The sequence below is a fragment of the Trichormus variabilis 0441 genome (assembly GCF_009856605.1).
GTDB classification, from domain to species: Bacteria; Cyanobacteriota; Cyanobacteriia; order Cyanobacteriales; family Nostocaceae; genus Trichormus; species Trichormus variabilis.
Map to the genome: position 1 here is coordinate 676,969 of NZ_CP047242.1, position 18,916 is coordinate 695,884.

The 18,916-nt window shown below is 41.9% G+C and carries 19 protein-coding genes; 15 read left to right on the plus strand and 4 right to left on the minus strand.

Annotated features, from left to right (window positions below; all coding sequences use genetic code 11):
* Nucleotides 1–106: 106 nt before the first annotated feature.
* The 3 genes from GSQ19_RS02720 to GSQ19_RS02730 all read left to right on the plus strand — a co-directional run bounded on the left by GSQ19_RS02720 (nucleotide 107) and on the right by GSQ19_RS02730 (nucleotide 5,070).
* On the plus strand, nucleotides 107–2,245 hold the full coding sequence (locus GSQ19_RS02720; protein WP_011321253.1) for a cation:proton antiporter domain-containing protein: 2,139 nt from the start codon (nucleotides 107–109) through the stop codon (nucleotides 2,243–2,245).
* A gap of 344 nt (nucleotides 2,246–2,589) precedes the next feature.
* Nucleotides 2,590–3,525 carry a UDP-glucuronic acid decarboxylase family protein gene (locus tag GSQ19_RS02725; RefSeq protein WP_011321254.1) on the plus strand — a complete coding sequence of 312 codons (936 nt, stop codon included), beginning with the start codon at nucleotides 2,590–2,592 and terminating at the stop codon, nucleotides 3,523–3,525.
* 156 nt (nucleotides 3,526–3,681) lie between these two features.
* Complete coding sequence (locus GSQ19_RS02730; protein WP_011321255.1) at nucleotides 3,682–5,070, plus strand: UDP-glucose dehydrogenase family protein; 1,389 nt, start codon at nucleotides 3,682–3,684, stop codon at nucleotides 5,068–5,070.
* 104 nt (nucleotides 5,071–5,174) lie between these two features.
* On the opposite strand, the gene ybaK is transcribed toward GSQ19_RS02730, so the two are convergent.
* Nucleotides 5,175–5,645: a Cys-tRNA(Pro) deacylase gene (gene ybaK, locus GSQ19_RS02735; protein ID WP_011321256.1), complete on the minus strand. Its 471-nt coding sequence runs from the start codon at nucleotides 5,643–5,645 to the stop codon at nucleotides 5,175–5,177.
* Between the two features lie 4 nt (nucleotides 5,646–5,649).
* On the minus strand, nucleotides 5,650–5,796 hold the full coding sequence (locus GSQ19_RS30605; protein ID WP_011321257.1) for a hypothetical protein: 147 nt from the start codon (nucleotides 5,794–5,796) through the stop codon (nucleotides 5,650–5,652).
* 121 nt (nucleotides 5,797–5,917) lie between these two features.
* On the opposite strand from GSQ19_RS30605, the gene GSQ19_RS02740 reads away from it, so the two are divergent.
* The 3 genes from GSQ19_RS02740 to GSQ19_RS02750 all read left to right on the plus strand — a co-directional run bounded on the left by GSQ19_RS02740 (nucleotide 5,918) and on the right by GSQ19_RS02750 (nucleotide 7,783).
* Nucleotides 5,918–6,205, plus strand: coding sequence for a DUF433 domain-containing protein (locus tag GSQ19_RS02740; RefSeq protein WP_011321258.1), 288 nt, complete (start codon nucleotides 5,918–5,920; stop codon nucleotides 6,203–6,205).
* The gene (locus GSQ19_RS02745) at nucleotides 6,202–6,567 is read left to right on the plus strand and encodes a DUF5615 family PIN-like protein (RefSeq protein ID WP_041456449.1); all 366 of its coding nucleotides are present in this window, start codon (nucleotides 6,202–6,204) and stop codon (nucleotides 6,565–6,567) included. Before GSQ19_RS02740 ends, GSQ19_RS02745 begins: the two co-directional genes overlap by 4 nt.
* 202 nt (nucleotides 6,568–6,769) lie before the next feature.
* Complete coding sequence (locus GSQ19_RS02750) at nucleotides 6,770–7,783, plus strand: hypothetical protein (protein WP_011321260.1); 1,014 nt, start codon at nucleotides 6,770–6,772, stop codon at nucleotides 7,781–7,783.
* A 163-nt stretch (nucleotides 7,784–7,946) separates the two neighbouring features.
* On the opposite strand, the gene GSQ19_RS02755 is transcribed toward GSQ19_RS02750, so the two are convergent.
* Entirely contained in the window at nucleotides 7,947–9,542 is a 1,596-nt protein-coding gene (locus GSQ19_RS02755; RefSeq protein ID WP_011321261.1) for a nickel-dependent hydrogenase large subunit, read from the minus strand.
* 75 nt (nucleotides 9,543–9,617) lie between these two features.
* Nucleotides 9,618–10,580: a hydrogenase small subunit gene (locus GSQ19_RS02760; RefSeq protein ID WP_011321262.1), complete on the minus strand. Its 963-nt coding sequence runs from the start codon at nucleotides 10,578–10,580 to the stop codon at nucleotides 9,618–9,620.
* A 469-nt stretch (nucleotides 10,581–11,049) separates the two neighbouring features.
* Between GSQ19_RS02760 and GSQ19_RS02765 the strand changes: the two genes are divergently transcribed.
* From GSQ19_RS02765 to GSQ19_RS02805, 9 genes are all read left to right on the plus strand, one after another.
* The gene (locus tag GSQ19_RS02765; RefSeq protein WP_011321263.1) at nucleotides 11,050–11,316 is read left to right on the plus strand and encodes an asr0689 family protein; all 267 of its coding nucleotides are present in this window, start codon (nucleotides 11,050–11,052) and stop codon (nucleotides 11,314–11,316) included.
* Between the two features lie 8 nt (nucleotides 11,317–11,324).
* On the plus strand, nucleotides 11,325–11,549 hold the full coding sequence (locus GSQ19_RS02770; RefSeq protein WP_011321264.1) for a hypothetical protein: 225 nt from the start codon (nucleotides 11,325–11,327) through the stop codon (nucleotides 11,547–11,549).
* A 211-nt stretch (nucleotides 11,550–11,760) separates the two neighbouring features.
* Nucleotides 11,761–12,738 carry a hypothetical protein gene (locus tag GSQ19_RS02775; protein ID WP_011321265.1) on the plus strand — a complete coding sequence of 326 codons (978 nt, stop codon included), beginning with the start codon at nucleotides 11,761–11,763 and terminating at the stop codon, nucleotides 12,736–12,738.
* A gap of 56 nt (nucleotides 12,739–12,794) precedes the next feature.
* A complete protein-coding gene (locus tag GSQ19_RS02780) occupies nucleotides 12,795–13,271 on the plus strand; it encodes a NifU family protein (protein ID WP_011321266.1) in 477 nt (158 codons plus the stop codon).
* A gap of 25 nt (nucleotides 13,272–13,296) precedes the next feature.
* Nucleotides 13,297–14,469, plus strand: coding sequence for an NHL repeat-containing protein (locus GSQ19_RS02785; protein ID WP_011321267.1), 1,173 nt, complete (start codon nucleotides 13,297–13,299; stop codon nucleotides 14,467–14,469).
* 23 nt (nucleotides 14,470–14,492) lie between these two features.
* The gene (gene hypF, locus GSQ19_RS02790) at nucleotides 14,493–16,853 is read left to right on the plus strand and encodes a carbamoyltransferase HypF (protein ID WP_011321268.1); all 2,361 of its coding nucleotides are present in this window, start codon (nucleotides 14,493–14,495) and stop codon (nucleotides 16,851–16,853) included.
* An 89-nt stretch (nucleotides 16,854–16,942) separates the two neighbouring features.
* Nucleotides 16,943–17,203 (plus strand): HypC/HybG/HupF family hydrogenase formation chaperone, encoded by a 261-nt coding sequence (locus GSQ19_RS02795; RefSeq protein WP_011321269.1) that lies wholly within the window; start codon nucleotides 16,943–16,945, stop codon nucleotides 17,201–17,203.
* Nucleotides 17,204–17,437: 234 nt separating this feature from the next.
* Complete coding sequence (hypD, locus tag GSQ19_RS02800; RefSeq protein ID WP_011321270.1) at nucleotides 17,438–18,589, plus strand: hydrogenase formation protein HypD; 1,152 nt, start codon at nucleotides 17,438–17,440, stop codon at nucleotides 18,587–18,589.
* A 53-nt stretch (nucleotides 18,590–18,642) separates the two neighbouring features.
* On the plus strand, nucleotides 18,643–18,858 hold the full coding sequence (locus GSQ19_RS02805; protein WP_011321271.1) for a tautomerase family protein: 216 nt from the start codon (nucleotides 18,643–18,645) through the stop codon (nucleotides 18,856–18,858).
* Nucleotides 18,859–18,916 lie beyond the last annotated feature (58 nt).

An 18,916-nucleotide genomic window follows, 5' to 3' on the forward strand; every position in this document is an offset into this window, starting at 1 on the left:
AGGCTTTTTTATTTTTTACAGGGTAGCTTTCATAGTTATGTATGATTGATCGGACGATTACCTCAGGGTAATCCCCGCCTTACCGTCGCCCTTTCGCATTCCACTTATGGAACCCTCATCACTAGTTCTTGCTCTAGAACAAAATTCTGAAGTTCTTGGCAAAGAACCACTTGTTCCCTTCGCAATTTTACTGGTAATCCTTTTAGTTGTACCCATCCTCTTTGAAAGGCTAAGATTACCGGGAATAGTGGGTTTAGTCCTATCTGGATTAGTATTAGGGCCATCGGGGTGGAACCTATTCCACACAAAATCACCGATGATTAGCCTGCTATCGGATATTGGTTTAGTTTATTTGATGTTTGTCGCAGGTTTAGAGGTAGACCTAGAATTGTGGCGGCGGCGGCAAAGTCGTGCTTTGGGGTTTGGCTGCGTTAGTTTTACTGTACCATTGTTGATTGGCACTTTGGTAGGAAGATTTTTTCACTTTGGTTGGAATACTTCCGTATTAATCGGCTCACTTTTAACTTCTTATAGCCTGTTAGCTTATCCTATTATCAACCGTTTAGGTGTCATCAGTAACCAAGCAGTCACAATTACTATTGGAGCTACACTTTTTACAGATATCAGCGCACTTATAGTATTAGCTATTTGCATTCCAGCTTTTCAAATGGGAATGTCAAATATTTACCAGATCCTCTCAGTCTTAGTCTGGTTAATTGTTTACTCCATTGTGATTTTAGTGGGATTTGATTGGGCTGGGAGAGAATTTTTTCGGCGTTCAGGAGATGATGAAGGAAATAAATTTGTATTTGTCTTACTCACCGTGTTTCTAGCGGCTGTAGTAGCTCAAATGATTGGGATAGAAAAAATTTTGGGAGCTTTTTTAGCAGGTTTAGCAGTTAATGAGGCTGTTGGCGAGGGGCCTGTTAAAGAAAAAATAGTTTTTGTTGGTAGTGTCTTATTTATTCCGATTTTTTTTATTAACCTCGGCTTGCTGATTGATTTGCCTGGTTTAGTTAATAGTTTGTTTACTCTCCAGTTAACCAGTTTGATTGTCATCGGCTTGATTGCTAGCAAATTTATCGCCGCTTGGTTAGCCAAAGTTTTTTATGGTTACAGTTGGCAAGAAATGTTGACTATGTGGTCACTATCTATGCCCCAGGTCGGTACAACATTAGCTGCTACTTTCGTAGGGTATCACACAGGTTTACTGTCATCGGCAGTTTTAACTAGTGTTGTTATCTTAATGCTAGTGACTGCAACCCTGGGGCCATTAATTACTAGTCGCACAGCCAGAGCTTTAACTACCGTATCCATGACCGCATCGGTGGATGCAAATCTGCCTGAGCCACAGGTAATAGAAACCCAAAATGGTAACTTTACTATCGTTGTACCTATTTATAATCCCCATACTCAACAATATTTGGTGGAAATGGCAGCAATGCTAGCACGTCAAGCTCAAGGGCGAATCATACCATTAACGATCGCCACAGCTGCGGCTCAGATGGATGCACCCCAACTAGAATCAACCTTGCAAAGAAGTGAGAGATTATTGGCTAAAGCCACCAGCCAAAGTCAAGCCTTAGGTGTAGAAGCATCGCCATTACTCCGCATTGACGATGCTTCTGCACCGGGAATTAGTAGAGCAGCTCGTGAGCAAAAAGCGAACTTAATTGTTATGGGCTGGGGTAAGCGGACTGGTTTAAGAGCGCGGTTATTCGGCAATGTCATTGATAACGTCTTGTGGTCATCCCATTGTCCAGTGGCGGTCACACGTCTTGTAGAATCACCCAAGAAAATTCAACGCATCCTCGTACCAGTAGAAAACTTAATCACACCAACATTACAACCGGTGCAATTTGCCCAGATGTTAGCAGAAGCAAATCAAGCCCAGGTGACAGTGCTGAATGTGTGCGATCGCCGCACAAGTTCTAGTAAAATTGCCTGGAGGCGATCGCAACTTGCTTTATTAGTATCTAAATTAGCTTTGCCCAATTCACCAGAAGTTCAAATTATTGCTCATGAAAATGCTGCTCAAGCCATTTTGCAAGCAGCACGATTATATGACCTAGTAGTCTTACCCTTTATCCGTAACCGCACAAGTCCTGGGGGATTAGCTCTCAGCGATGTCACCACCCAGCTAGCCAGTCAACTCACCTGCTCCATCGTCATGTTAGGAGAACCGCAAAGGCTGCAAACAGGTAATATTACGTCTGTAGCTCCTAATACTACGACACCAGTATAAATATTTAAACATAGTAGATCAGGAATAATTTTTCTAGTCAAAAGTCACGCGTAAAAGTATTTTTTCTGTGGTTTTCCAGTCTCTCATCCCCAGTTCCTATAGATTGATGCTCTAACAAGACTTTATTTTGTTGAAGATTTGATGAATTCTTGAGCAAAAGACACAAATACTTCATGATGTTTGTTATTTTGCTAAGTGAATTAACAAAAATCTAAAAAAAATGTAAACACCCCAAGCAAAAATCTGGAATGAGTCTTGTTCCTGCTGTATTGTCATATTTGGGCTAAATGGTTTAGAACCAATATCAAAACCTACTAACAATATCTATAAATAACTGGGAAAATATGAGAATTTTGGTGACTGGCGGTGCAGGATTTATTGGTTCTCATCTTATTGATCGGCTGATACCTCAAGGCCATGAAGTTATTTGTTTAGATAACTTCTACACAGGGGACAAACGTAATATCCATAAATGGGCGAACCACCCCAATTTTGAACTCATCCGCCACGATATAACCGAACCAATTAGGTTAGAAGTCGATCAGATTTATCATTTAGCTTGTCCAGCTTCCCCAGTACACTATCAGTACAACCCAGTCAAAACCGTTAAAACTAACGTGATGGGTACACTAAATATGTTAGGGCTAGCCAAACGTGTCAAGGCGAGATTTTTCCTAGCGTCCACTAGCGAAGTATACGGCGATCCTGAAATCCATCCCCAAACCGAAGAGTACCGGGGTAACGTAAATCCTATTGGTATCCGTTCTTGCTACGACGAAGGTAAAAGAATTGCGGAAACCCTAGCATTTGATTATTACAGACAAAATAAAGTTGATATTCGAGTTGTCCGTATATTCAACACCTACGGCCCCAGAATGTTAGAAAACGATGGACGGGTGGTGAGTAATTTTATAGTTCAAGCTTTACGAGGCACACCTTTAACTGTGTATGGTGATGGCTCACAAACTCGGAGTTTTTGCTATGTTTCTGACTTGGTGGAAGGCTTTATCCGTTTAATGAATAGCGATTACGTCGGGCCAGTTAATTTAGGAAATCCTGGTGAATACACCATTCTAGAATTAGCGCAAGCTGTGCAAAATTTGATCAATCCAGATGCACAGATCAAGTTTGAACCATTGCCTGCTGATGATCCACGTCGTCGCCAACCAGATATTACAAAAGCCAGAACCTTACTCAATTGGGAACCAACCATTCCTCTGCAAGAAGGGTTAAAGCTGACGATAGAAGATTTCCGCGATCGCATCAAGAGTGCCGTCTAGGATACAGGCTACTTAGGAGCCTGGGGTACTGTTCTCAAGTGCTGGCTAACTTTATTTGAGCAGGTATTTCAGCAACAGTACAACATGAAAAAGTGTAAATGTCATTTTGACAAATCTTTGTTTTAAAAGTAACCCCCTAGTGAGGAGTTCAACAAAATGCGTGTTTGTGTAATTGGTACTGGTTATGTTGGCTTGGTAACAGGAGCTTGCTTGGCTCACATCGGACACGATGTGATTTGCATAGATAACAACGAAGAAAAAGTCAAGATCATGAAGGCCGGGCAATCACCAATTTTTGAGCCTGGACTTTCAGAAATTATGCAGTCGGCTATCCAATCCGGCAAGATTCAATTTTCTACCGATTTGGCAGCAGGTGTAGCCCACGGAGAAATTTTATTTATTGCGGTTGGTACACCACCACTACCCACCGGTGAAAGCGATACCCGTTATGTAGAAGCTGTAGCCCGTGGTATCGGTGCTAATCTCAACGGTGGTTATAAAGTAATTGTGAATAAATCTACAGTACCCATCGGCTCAGGTGACTGGGTAAGAATGATTGTTTTGGATGGGATTGCAGAACGGCAAAAAACCCTCGTAACCGCAGGTGGCGGTAGTGTTGAGGATAAATTACCAGAATTACCCCAGTTTGATGTAGTTAGTAACCCTGAGTTCTTGCGTGAAGGTTCAGCTGTATACGACACATTTAACCCTGACCGCATTGTTTTGGGAGGTAATAGCCCTAGAGCGATCGCTTTAATGCAGGAATTATACGCCCCCATTGTCGAGCGCAAATTTGCAGAAAACCAATCTTTACCACCAGTACCCATTCTGGCTACAGACCTCAGTTCCGCAGAAATGATTAAATATGCGGCAAACGCTTTCTTAGCCACTAAGATTAGTTTTATTAACGAAGTAGCTAACATTTGCGATCGTGTTGGTGCAGACGTTACCCAAGTCGCCAAAGGTATTGGTTTAGACTCCCGTATCGGTAACAAATTCTTACAAGCTGGGATTGGTTGGGGTGGTTCCTGCTTCCCCAAAGACGTAGCTGCGCTGATTCACACCGCCGACGACTACGGCTATGAAGCACAGCTATTAAAATCTGCTGTTAGCGTCAACGAACGTCAACGCTTAATTGCTTTAGAAAAACTGCAACAAGTCCTGAAAATCCTCAAAGGTAAAACTGTTGGTTTACTCGGTCTTACATTTAAGCCCGACACCGACGACTTACGTGATGCACCAGCATTGAACTTAATCGAGCAACTAAACCGTTTAGGTGCTAAAGTCAAAGCCTACGACCCCATCGTTTCCCAAACTGGTATGCGCCACGGTCTTTCTGGCGTATTAGTAGAAACCGATGCAGAACGTTTAGCTGATGGTTGTGATGCGTTGGTACTTGTAACCGAATGGCAGCAATTTAGCGGTCTTGACTACGCCAAAATGGCCAAATTAATGAATAACCCCGTCGTGATTGACGGTCGTAATTTCCTCGATCCTGAAACTCTAGTACGGGCTGGATTCCAGTATGTAGGTGTTGGAAGATAGGTAAGTATCTTATTTGCTCAAAAAGTGTAATTAAATAACTCTCAATACCGCTTAGTATTTCTAGGCGGTATTTAATTTTTTGACTTACAGAAATATCTCCATTACTAATCTTGTGCAATAGCCCCCATTATGCCATTGACCGCAGATAAATAATCAGATGGGTTCAGCAAAATTAGCATTCCTCGCATTCCCCCAGAAACGGTAATTTTATCAAACAGGGTTGCTGTTTCGTCAACATAGGTGGGATAGCTTTTTTTACTAGCTAAAGCTGTGACACCACCACGGATATAACCTGTTAGCGGCTGTACCTCCTTCAGTGGAACCGTTTCAATTTTGCGATTTCCAGAAATCCGAGCCAGGGCTTTTAAATCTAAATGAGCATTTCCAGGTAAAACAGCAAAACAGATGCCTGTTTGGTCACCCCTGACTACTAGGGTTTTAAAAACTTGTTCTGGAGGAAGTCCAACTTTTTGGGCTGTACTTTCAGCCGCCAAATCATCAGGATCTACCTCATAGTTAAGAATTTCATAGGCAATGCCTAGTTTATCCAGTAGTCGAGCCGCATTAGTTTTCATTCTATTAATAGTCGCTATCAGCCACACAAATACCTTTACATTTAATACCGTTCGTAGCAGTGCGCTGACAATGAGGACAGAGAACTTTTTCGTCCTCTGTTTCTTGATTGGTATTTATATTAGTACTTCCCTGTAATTTATCTTTTTCCACAGTTATAAAAGATTTCCCATCACTCAAATTATACAAATAGCTGGAGTAGGGAGAGTCATAACCGACCGTCGGAGAACCATATCTAAGTTATTATTAGGGGCAAGACTGAAAAATTTATTGTATGCAAACTATTACTGATATTGGCACATTAATTGTTCGCACACCAGGAACTCTTGGCGGTCGTCCTCACATTGCAGGCACTAGAGTATCCATACAGAGGGTTGCTGCTTGGTACAAAATGGGTCTAAATGCAGAGGAAATTGTAGAAAGAATGGGTAATTTAACGTTAGTGCAGGTTTATGCTGCCTTGACTTACTACCATGCTAACCAAAAAGAAATTGAAGCTTATCTCGCTGCGGAGAAATCAAGCTATGAAGAACTTGCTACTCAAATGAATCAGTCAGTATGAGTGAAATACGACTGTTAATCGATGAGGACGCGATGGATCATCGATTCGTGGGAGCATTGAGAGCCAGGGGGGTAGATGTTACAACTGCTGGTGAGCTAAATACAACGGGTTTCAGCGATGAGGAACAGTTAATTATTGCTACTCAACAGCGAAGAGTATTCTATACATTTAATATTGGTGATTTTTGCCAGCTACATAGTATCTACACGACGGAGAAAAGAACTCATTCCGGTATTATTATTTCGTCACAAGATTATTCAATTGGTGAGCAGATGCGGCGAGTCTTGAAATTGATTGCGACTAAATCTGCTCATGATATGGAAAATCAGCTAGTTTTCCTCAGTGCTTATTTAGGGGAGTAGATTGACTAAATGAGAGATTGATATTGGTTGTCGAGGCGATCGCCTGTTGTGGTCATTTTGTGCGATCGCTTTTAGCAAGTGCATATATTCTTGATGGCTCAAATTAGTTATGTCACTCCATTAATTTATATGATAGTGCATTTAATAAACATAAAAGTTATACTTAAGACGTACGTGATGTAAAATTTACTGAGTAAACGATATGAATGGCTTTCAAAATTCTGAGACTTCAGGTATTGTTCCACAACAGCCTGAAACGATCATCAGCCTTGATGACTTCAAGTCTCTTTTTTATCAACTCAATGCAAAACCAGATACTGAGATACGGTTACTGCCTGGTAAGAAGACTGTGGAACTAGCGGACATCAGTAATATCAATGAACAAATACAAGCTAAACTTAGGAATCATGATGTAGCTGCAAGTATTGGCTCAATTAACTTTATTCTTTCAAATAAAAAAATTAAGGATTATTCTACTTGGGCTGAGTTTGAAAGAGAAAAATGGAATACTATTAATGAAAGAATTAAAACGCTAACTATTCATTGGGATATTGCAATTAAATTACCTCAATATAGTCTTCCGCAAAGACATTCTATCAGATTAAGAATTGGCAGTAATATTCCTCCTAAAGATATATTTCAATTAATATTTACAAGTGACAACATTCAAGAGATAATGGAAGCCAAGACTCCTAGCGTCTGTAAAATTGATTTTATTAATAATATTATTGCCATTGAATTATTAAATATAGTGAGCAATTGGTATGACGGTTTGAGAGATTCACCTGAATCTAGTACTTTAGAGAAAATTCTCAAGAAAAGAGGGAGAATCTTCAGTGAAATTATTCGCTACGCATCTCCTATCGTAGTTTTGATGATCGTATGTCAATACTCTAATTATTTATTGCCTATTTTAGGAATAGGAGAAGAAATATCGATTGAAAACTTGCAAGCATGTTTCATATTTTTGGCAGCATTTTTTATGGTAGGGTTATTTTTTGGATTTAAACTTGAAGCATTTATAGATAAAAGAATAGATGAATTTGAAGAATTTCCCAGTTTTTCTATTACCAAAGGTGATGAGAAAGCTATAGAAAACTTTGAAAAATCTAATAAAAAACTAACCGCACAAATTGTTAATAGAATACTTTGGATTTTATTTAGTGTAATAGTATCTTCATCTTTAAAGTTTATATTAAATCATATCATATCTTGATGAAATTATTATTCTGGATTTATTGAATGTTTTAGCGGCAATTCTCAACTATGAAATATCAATGAGCTAATGACTAACTAAATAAAAACTAGCCATTAGCCATACTCATAAAAAACTCTCCGCGCACCTCCGCGTTGACCTCCGCGCCACTCTGCGTTTAAACTTAAGCAGTGCGAAAACGCGCCAACTCCTCACCAGTCTTCGCATCATGGGCGTGAACAGTACAAACCAGACAAGAGTCAAACGATCGCGCGACGTGTCCCACTTCTACAGGATCTCTAGAATCTTCAATAGGAGTTCCGATCAAAGCTTCCTCAATAGGGCCGCGTACCCCCTCACTATCACGGGGGCCGACGTTCCAAGTAGTCGCCGCAATCACCTGATAATTCTTAATCTTGCCACCTTCGATATCTATCCAGTGACACAAAGAACCCCGTGAGGCTTCCGTTGCACCCCAACCGCGACCGTCTTTTTCTTTGGGTTTGATATACCAAGGGTCATTTAAGACGAACTCACGCAGACATCTTTCCGCTTGGCGATATAACTTGACAATTTCGTGAACTCGTGCAAGTTGACGTAAGTGAATACTAGCACCACCCATTTTTTGAAAAGCATCCAGAATAAACCCGTCGTAGTGTTGCCAAGATTCACCATGCTGACCACCTGCAACTAACTGGCGGGCTAGGGGGCCGACTTCCAAGCGTCCGAAGTCTTGGTGTAATACCGCCGTTGACCAAGAGTAGGCATTTTTGAAGTCTTTAGTATTTTTCTGGGTGGGTTTGGTGGTGCGGTCAAAGGGGTGAACATCTGCGTTACCTTCGTCATACCAGGAGTGGGTGGTATTTTCACGGGCGAAGGTGTGATCCATCAAAGTATGGGTATCGCTGAAGCTGTCATACACACCACTTTTCATAATCATGGCGGCGTTGCGGCCTTCGATGGTTGGCTTTTGGTATTTATCTTCATGGGGTAAGTATCCCCAGGAGACGTATTTACCCACACCAGCGCCATATCTATCTAAACCAATATCTAGACCCATACGCCAATAGAAACCCAAATCTGACTCACGATGCTTGATGTCTGCTTCTAACCAGTCCATGAAGTCATCATAAGTTTGAATTTCTTCGTAGCGTTCCAAAGAGCAACCCAACCATACAGGTTCTAACCAGTTGGTACGGAAGTATTCGAGAATCGCCCATGCGCGGGTGATGTCGGTTAAAGTAGGGGCGCACATAACACCACCAGGCACCATATAACTGCTGTGAGGCCATTGTCCACCAAACAGGGCGTAAATTTCTACGGGTTTGCTGGAAATGGTCACGCCGAGTTCATAGGATTTGCCTGTGAAGGCGGCGAAGCGGCGGACGGCTTCATCGTAGAAGCGGCTACTACGGTATTTTTTGTTTGTTAAGTCAATGGCGAACAATCCATAGAAGTAGCGGGGGATGCTTTGGATGGTTTCGACAATTTGACCGAGGTTTCTGGCTAAGATGGCGTTGCGGGGAACGGTTGTATTCCAGGCTGTATCTAATGCCCAGGATGCAGATGTCAAGTGAGAAGCACCGCAGATACCGCAGATACGAGGCGTGACAATTAGTCCAGCTTGGGGGTCTTTGCCACGAAGAATGATTTCAAAGCCGCGAAATAGTTCGGCGTGAGTCCAAGCGTTAACTACCTGTCCGTCTTCTATTTCCACACGGACATCTAAATCACCCTCGACTCTACCGACGGGTGATATATCTAATGTTTTGATTGTCATATTTGTTAGTTGTCAGTTGTCGGTTGTTAGTTGTCGGTTGTCAGTAGCAACTGACCATTGACTACTGACCACTGACTAAACTGTAAAAAAGTCTTCTTCTGCCCATTTGGGGGCTGTGTCTTTAGCAACCATTGTGAGGACAGCGTAGTTTTTATTGCTTACCCCTGGTGGTAGTTCTTTGGGTACTCCCATGATGGTCTGGGTTTTAAATACGGTTCCGGGTTTGAGGTCGAAGAAGGGGAACTCTGGTTCTGTGCAACCTAAACAGGGCATTCCGGCGCGGGTCTTGGAGGAGACGCGGTTCCAGAGGATGCGGTTGCAGGAAGAATGAGTCATGGGGCCGCGACAACCTAAGTCGTAGAATAGACAGCCTTTGCGTTGTCCAAATTCGGCGGTGGTGGCTTTGTAGGCGAAGTGGACGTTACGGGTACAGCCGGTTTGGGTGAAGGTGTTGAAGAAGGTTTGGGGGCGGTTGAGTTCATCGAGGGCGATGTCTCCTATACGTCCGGTAGCGATCGCCACTAATATCTGCGTAATCCAATCGGGGTGAGATGGACAACCGGGGATATTGATTACTGGTAGCCCTGATTTGGCACGGAAATCTTTACCTAAAAAGCCGCCTTCCTTACGTTTGAGGAATTGCAAGCCTTGTGATTCGCTGGGGTTTGGTTCCATTGCGGGGATTCCTCCCCAAGTGGCGCAGTCTCCCACGGCGACGACAAAACTAGCAGCTTGGGCGAGGTCATTTAACCAATCTTTCATGGGGCGATCGGCAAAACGGTTCCATTCGCCTGTACCGTTGGGGGCATTAACTACAGTACCTTCAAAGACCAAAATGTCTAGAGGTATTTTGCCTAAGATGCAATCCCACAGTAAGGTTTGTACGTTGTCGCCTAGTTCCAGTCCTAAGGAAGGATGCCAAAGTACCTTGATACCAAAATCAGCAATTAAATCGCATACTGTCGGTTCTTCGGCATTAAGAAAAGACATGGTGTTGCCTGAACAAGCACCACCTTGCAGCCAGAGTACGTTAGTCATTGGCTATTAGTTTGTATATTGTTTATCGCACTGGGTGTGTCAGTTGTCAGTTGTCAGTTGTTAGTTGTTAGTTGTTTTGCCACTGACTACTGACAAAACTCTATCCTCTTGTGAGTGGAGTTTTATCAGGCGTGACGCAGGTGTTGACGCTTGTAGAGGTTCACCTGTTTATAAAGGTTTACTTTTCAGAATACAGTATTTTTTATCTGATTGTATATCATTAAATAAATTTATTTTTTAGCAATAGTTAAATCAAAATTATATTTGTTTTAATAGTAGTTTTTTAGACAGATTTTAATTGGTGAATTTGCAATTTTTATGGCTCAATTTTTAGGCATAAATACTGGGTTGTTAGATGATTTTTTTTGATTGACGATCACCCTCTAGAATTTATATATATGGTGTTTTATATTTAAAAGTTAATGAGGCTTTTTTGATCCTGCCAGTTAAGAGAGGAACGTAATAGCTAATGAATGAGTTTTTTAGTAACTCTTATCTTCGTGAATTTCTGACCAATATGGTAACAAGTGATGTCACTTTCATCACAGGATTATTTTGGTTAGTTGTAGCCACGCTTATATCAATGATTGGCGGTGCTATTGGTGGGATGATATTAGCCGGAAAAGATATTGGCTATGGTTTTTCAGCAACAATTGGGGCATTATTTGCGCCGGCGGGGGTAATTCCTGCCATTATTTTGGGTCTGGGTTTACTAAATTTCTTGAGTAATTATTAGGAGGTAATATGTTGGAATTAGGATGGTTGTCGGCGAGGTTGTTTTTGAAAGGTAAGCTACTACGAGACCCCATATATTTTATGAGGCAAACTCTGATAGGTAGTACTATCGGTTTGTTAGTGCTATTATTACTCGCTCAGGCGGAAATTCCTTTTTGTTTACCAGTAACTATCTCTAGTTTAACTACAGGTATAATCATGCCATTTCTTCTCAAAGATTTCAAAATGAAGTGATTTGTTGTTTACTTGTCAAAGTATGGTTGATTGTCAGATTAGTATTGATGAATCACCAAACTAAAAAATAGAAACTGTTGCCTAGAGATTAGGGGCTGAAAAATATTGATTTTTCATCCCTTTTTGTCTGTAAACAAGCTGTATATTTACCTGGAAAATGGTGATTTTTTCTGAAAAATATTAGTTTCTCCTACCTCATAATTCACTTTAAATGACACCCAGCATTACAGATTCAACAGTAAAAGCCGCATTGGCAGCCATTGCATCGGAATCAGCAACAACTGAAGAGAAAATTCAGATGTTGATTGAATTGGCACAAGGTTTGCAGAAAAAACCTAAAACGCCTGGGGATTTATGGAATGCTGTTGAGTTATATCAGCAAGCCATTAAAATGTGTGGTGGGGATTATTCTTTATGGAAAGCCCGTTCTCAGGCGGGGATGGCTGGGGCGTTGAAGTCGATTCCTGATGTGGGGGCGGAATTGCTGCTACAAGCTAAAGCTGGTTATGAGGAGGCGTTACCAGTTCTGCGACAGTTGGCTGGGGCGGTGGAAGTTGCAGAAGCCCAGATGAATTTCGGGTTGGTGTTGCAGTCTTTAGTGCCTTTTAATTTGGCGAGGATAACCGATAGTGTCGCTGCTTATCAGGAGGCGATGGGGGTATTTACGAGTCAGGATTATCCTCAAGAATACGCGATTTTGGCGAATAATATTGCGATCGCCTACCTTTCTATGTCGGGGGGTGCAGAACAGCAAAATCTCTATGCAGGTTTGGCTGTACAGACTTTTGAGTCAGCACTCAAGCAAATTAACTTGATTGACCACCCCAGGGAATATGCGATGTTGCAAAATAACTTGGGTAATGCTTTGCAATATTTACCCAGTTCCCATCCTGTGGAAAATAATTTACGGGCGATCGTAGCTTATGATGAAGCATTAAAGGTGCGTACTTGTCAAGGTACCCCTGTGGAATATGCCAACACAATTGCCAATAAGGCTAATGCTTTATTCAATTTACCTGATGACCCCGAAAAACCAGAGTTAGGTAATTCCCAAAATCTTTTACAAGCCCGTGCTTATTATCAAGAGGCTTGGGAGATATTTAGTCAATGTCAGCAAATGGAACAGGCGCAGGCGGTAGCCCAGGCATTGCATGAGGTAGGGGCAGAAATCCGGATAAGCCACTTGTAGAGACGCGATTCATCGCGTCTTCTTCAGCCAATGATATGTTGATATGTTGCTAACAAATGACAAATTTAGAAGATTTAGTGACAGAAATTAGCCGCTATGAAGCAATTATCTCACAGTGGGATGAAACTCAGCGTGGGGTGGTAGTTGGGTTGAAAAGGGCGATTGAGGATTTACATCAGGAAGCTTTGAGGCGGTTAATTAAAAGTGTGAAGCAGGAATGTTTACTAGCTTTACAAAATGCGGTGCAAGATGAGGTGGTTTACGGGGTTCTACTTTATCATGGGTTGGTGAAACAGCCCCAACCACCGCTTTTACAACGTGTGGAAGCTGCGTTGGAGGAGGTGCGTCCAGGGTTGAAAAGTCATCATGGGGATGTGGAGTTAGTGGCAATTAAACCACCAGATACGGTAGAGGTGCGGTTTATCGGGACTTGTAGTAACTGTGCGGCTTCTACTTTGACGTTATCTCAAGGGGTGGAACAGGCTATTAAGGCGCTGTGTCCAGAAATTATGACGGTGATTGCTGTGAAGTAAAAAATTAACAAACTACTATAAGACTTTGCAACCAGAATTAACAAAAACTCCAGCAAATTTCCCCCTTTCACCTCCAGGGGCGGCGGTGATTTTAGGTGATATTCCTAACTCAGAATTATTAGCGATTCCCCTAGCGCCTACTCCTAGCACCATGTTCGGCCCCCGTGGTGCTTGTTTGGTGGCGGAAACAGGGGCGTTATGGGTGTCAGATACGGGACATCATCGGTTGTTGGGTTGGCGTAAGTTACCTACAACAGATAGTCAACCGGCTGACTGGGTAATTGGACAACCAGATTTTTATCATGAGGGACAAAATGCTAAGGGTACGCCAGGTAGGGCTACTGTGAGTGTACCGACGGGGATTTGTGTCTGTGGTGGAGGTTTGGCAATTGCTGATGCCTGGAATCACCGGGTTTTGATTTGGCACAAGATACCGGAAGATAACAATGTGCCGGCGGATTTGGTGTTGGGACAAGGGAATTTTTCTGACAATGAACCAAATCGGGGTAAGCAATCACCAGATGCGAATACTATGCACTGGCCTTACGGGGTTGCATATCATCAAGGACGGCTATTTGTGGCTGACACTGGTAATCGTCGGTTGTTGATTTGGCAGGAGTTACCAACAGAAAATGGACAACCGGCTGATATAGTTTTGGGACAGCCGGATATGATATCTCGCAATGAGAATGGTGGTGGTTCCCCCACGGCTGGGAGTATGCGTTGGTGTCATGATATTGCCTTTTGGGATGATAATTTAGTTGTCACCGATGCGGGTAATAATCGGGTGATGATTTGGCAGGGGATACCTACCGAAAATAATGTCCCCTGTGCGGTGGTGTTGGGGCAGAAAAGTTTTGATTTGGTGGAGATGAACCAAGGGGTTTATTTTCCCAGTGCTGGTAGTTTAAGTATGCCTTATGGGGTGGGGACGACTGAGGATTGGTTGCTGGTGGCGGATACTGCTAATTCTCGGTTGCTAGGATGGAGGAAACGAGAGTCGATATTATTATTGCAGGGGGCGATCGCTGATGGCATCATCGGCCAAAATTCTTTTCAAAGTAAAAGTGAAAATCGGCATTTTGGGTTGCCTACAAGGGATAGTTTGAATTGGTGTTATGGGGTAAAGGTTTGTGGTAGTACGGCGGTAATATCTGATTCTGGGAATAATCGGGTTTTGTTATGGCGCTTTTTGTAACGCAGAGGGGCGCGGAGTAGTTTATGGCGACTGAGGAAATTCGAGTTCGCGGTACTGTCCAGGGGGTGGGTTTTCGTCCTACGGTGTACCGTCTGGCTAAGGCTTGTGGTTTGCGGGGGGATGTTTGTAATGATGGGGAAGGGGTGTTAATTCGGGTATGTGGTGACGAAGGGGCTTTGGCGGAGTTTGTTGTTAGATTGCAGGAAGAATGTCCACCACTGGCGAAAATTAATGAACTCGTCAGGACACCATATCAAGGTGAGTTGAACTTCCATGATTTTGTTATTTCTCATAGTGTTAGTGGCGTAGTGAGAACGGAAATTAGTCCTGATGCGGCTACTTGTGTTGAATGTCAGCGAGAAATTTTTGACCCCTTTAGCCGTTTTTACCGTTATCCCTTTACTAACTGTACTCATTGCGGCCCCCGGTTGAGTATTATTCGTGCCATTCCCTATGACAGATGTAATACCAGTATGTCTGCGTTTGTCATGTGTTCTGAATGTGAAAAAGAATATCATGATATCGAAAACCGCCGCTTCCACGCCCAACCTGTCGCCTGTCACACCTGCGGCCCTAAAGCTTGGCTAGAACGGGCTGATGGTAAACCTGTGACGGCTTCTATGTTTTCTATGTTGGATGATGTGGATGCTGTTTGTACTTTGTTACAGAAGGGTGAAATTGTCGCTATTAAGGGAATTGGTGGTTTTCATTTAGCTTGTGATGCTACCCAAGAAGCGGCTGTGGAGAAATTGCGTCAGCGTAAGCGAAGATATGATAAGCCTTTTGCTTTGATGGCACGGGATATTACTGTTATTGAAAAATATTGCTTTGTTAATGATAAGGAACGGGAGTTATTAGATAGTCCTACTGCACCGATTGTTTTGTTAGGAAAAAGGACAGAGGAAATAAGTTCTTTCCCTATCGCCTCCACTGTCGCACCTGGACAAAATATTCTTGGTTTCATGCTACCTTATACGCCGTTGCATCATTTGATGCTCAAGCGGATGAATCGCCCAATTGTTTTGACAAGTGGCAATATTTCTGATGAACCACAATGTATTGATAATGATGAATCGAAAGAAAAGCTAAGTCATATAGCTGATTATTTTCTTCTACATAATCGGGAGATTGTGAATAGAGTTGATGATTCAGTTGTGCGGGTGATTGATAATAAAATACAAATCATGCGTCGTGCTAGAGGTTATGCGCCAGCAACGATAAAATTACCACCAGGATTTGATAATATTCACCAAATTTTAGCGATGGGTAGTGAGTTAAAAAACACCTTTTGTTTATTGAGAGATTATGAAGCAATTCTATCTCAACATTTGGGAGATTTAGAAAATGCTTTGGCGTTTAATTGTTATCAGGATACATTGAATTTGTATTTAAATTTGTTGCAACACAAACCAGAGGCGATCGCCGTTGATTTACACCCTGAATATTTATCCACAAAACTTGGTCAAGAATTAGCCGCCGCCAACCAGATTCAACTGCAATATATTCAACATCATCACGCCCACATTGCCGCTTGTATGGCAGAAAATCTTATTCCTTTAGATTCTTTGCCAGTCTTAGGTATTGCTTGTGATGGACTAGGTTACGGTGCAGATGGTAAACTTTGGGGAGGAGAATTTCTTTTAGCTGATTATACTCAATTCCAACGCCTGGCTACATTTAAACCAGTGGCAATGATTGGTGGTGAGCAAGCAATTTATCAGCCTTGGCGTAATACCTATGCTCATTTATTAAGTGCCAATCTTTGGGATAATTGTCAATTAAATTACCATGACTTAGAAATTATTAAATTTTTACAAAAACAGCCGATAAATTTACTCAATCAACTTATAGAACAAAGTATTAATACTCCTTTAGCTTCTTCTGTAGGAAGGCTCTTTGATGCTGTGGCTGCGGCTATCGGCATTTGTCCAGAAAAATGTAGCTACGAAGGACAAGCAGCGATCGCCCTAGAATCTATAGTCGATATCCACACATTAAATAATCCTAAAGAAACAGCAGTTTATCCCTTTCAGGTTACTTTTTCCGATAATATTTATTGTATAGACTCATGCTCCATGTGGCAATTATTGCTTGATGACTTACAGCAGCAAACTCCTCAACAAGTTATTGCTGCTAAATTTCATTTAAGTTTGGCTAATGTCATTGTGGAGACAGTCAAACATCTTCGTCAACAAAACTTATTTAATCAAGTCGCCCTAACAGGAGGAGTGTTTCAGAATAGTATCTTATTACAACTAGTCACTAAGCAGTTACAAAACTTAGAAATTAACGTACTTACTCATAGCTTAGTTCCTACAAATGACGGTGGTTTATCACTAGGTCAAGCAATTATCACAGCCGCCAGATTAATGAAAAACTCTTGATATTAAACATCCCTAAATACTCATAAAAACTCTCTGCGCCTCTGCGTGAAAAAAAATCTTTCTTCCCTCTCCACCAAAGAACAACAAAAATGTGTTTAGGAATCCCCGGACAAATCGTCGAAATCACCGACATCAACCACAAACTAGCCATCGTCGATGTGGGTGGAGTTAAACGCCAAGTCAATATCGCCTGTATAGTAGACGAACAACATCCACCCGAAGCTTGTTTAGGAGATTGGGTGTTAGTTCATGTAGGCTTTGCTATGAATAGAATCAACGAACAAGAAGCAGCCGAAACTTTAAAATTATTACAGGAAATTGCCACATTTCAAGCAGAAGTTAGTCATTAATTTTTCGGTGTTGCTGATTAGTGGGATGGTTTTTGTATCACGCATACCGCTAAGGCGGAACCGCTTGCGGTAGGCGCAAAGGCGCAAAGGTTTAAAACCCAACCCATTCTGTCTTTGATTTTGAATTTTGAATTTTGAATTTTGAATTTTGAATTTTGAATTTTGAATTTTGAATTTTGAATTTTGAATTTTGAATTGATTCATCTCCCAGTCCCCAATCCCCAATCCCCATATATGAAATACGTCGATGAATTTCGGGAACCAGAAAAAGCTGAAGCCTTACGTCGTGAGATAGAAAAACTCAGCCAGCAATTAGATAAACATATCAAGATTATGGAAGTATGCGGCGGGCATACTCACTCTATTTTTAAATACGGTATTGAAGAAATTTTACCAGCCAACATAGAACTGATTCACGGGCCTGGTTGTCCAGTCTGTGTTATGCCTAAGGGGAGATTGGATGATGCGATCGCTATTGCTCAAAATCCTAACGTCATTTTAGCAACCTTTGGCGACACCATGCGCGTCCCCGGTTCCAAAACCAGCTTGCTGCAAGCCAAAGCCACAGGCGCAGATATCCGCATGGTTTACTCTCCCCTAGATAGCCTGCAAATTGCGAGAAATCACCCTGATAAAGAAATTGTATTCTTCGCTTTAGGCTTTGAAACCACAGCCCCCAGCACCGCTTTTACCATCCTCCAAGCTGCTTCAGAAAATATTACTAACTTTAGTATGTTTTCTAATCACGTCCTCGTCATTCCCGCCCTGCAAGCTTTATTAAATAACCCTGATTTGCAGCTAGATGGCTTTATTGGCCCCGGTCATGTGAGTATGGTAATTGGTACTGAACCTTATGAATTTATTGCCCAAAAATATCATAAACCAATTGTTGTTTCCGGCTTTGAACCATTAGATATTCTCCAATCAATTTGGATGTTGTTACAGCAACTAAGAGAAAATCGCTGTGCAGTAGAAAATCAATATAATAGATTAGTCCAAAAACAAGGGAATCAAATAGCACTAGAAGCTATGCACAAAGTGTTTGCAGTCCGGGAAACATTTGCATGGCGTGGCTTAGACGAAATTCCGGATTCTGGGTTAAAAATTCGCCCAGAATATGCCCAATTTGATGCTGAATTAAAATTTACCACTCCTAACTTGAAAGTTGCCGACCATAAAGCCTGTCAGTGTGGCGAAATTCTTCAAGGAGTCCTCAAACCTTGGCAGTGTAAGGTATTTGGTACAGCCTGCACACCAGAATCACCAATAGGTACCTGCATGGTGTCCTCAGAAGGAGCTTGTGCCGCATACTATAAATATGGCAGATTTTCGACAACGTTACAAAAACAAGCAGCCGAAAAGCCAAAAGTGACTATCTCGTCATAACCTCCAAAAAAGCAGCGACACACTCCACACAACAACACTGCGAGGACATTAGTATGCCATTTGTCACCGTTAAAATTGCTAGAGGACACTCCATCGAAAAAAAACGGCATTTAGTAGAAGCCATTACTAATGCTTTAGTAACTGCTTTAGATACTAAACCGGAATGGATAACCGTTCACATTGATGAATTTGAACGCGAAAATTGGGCTGTGAATGGTATCTTGCATTGTGATAGGCATCGTGGAAGACACGATGAAACAGGTAGATAAAATTTACCAATAAAAACTCCACCCGCAAAGGAATGGAGTTTTGTCAGTGGTCAGTGGT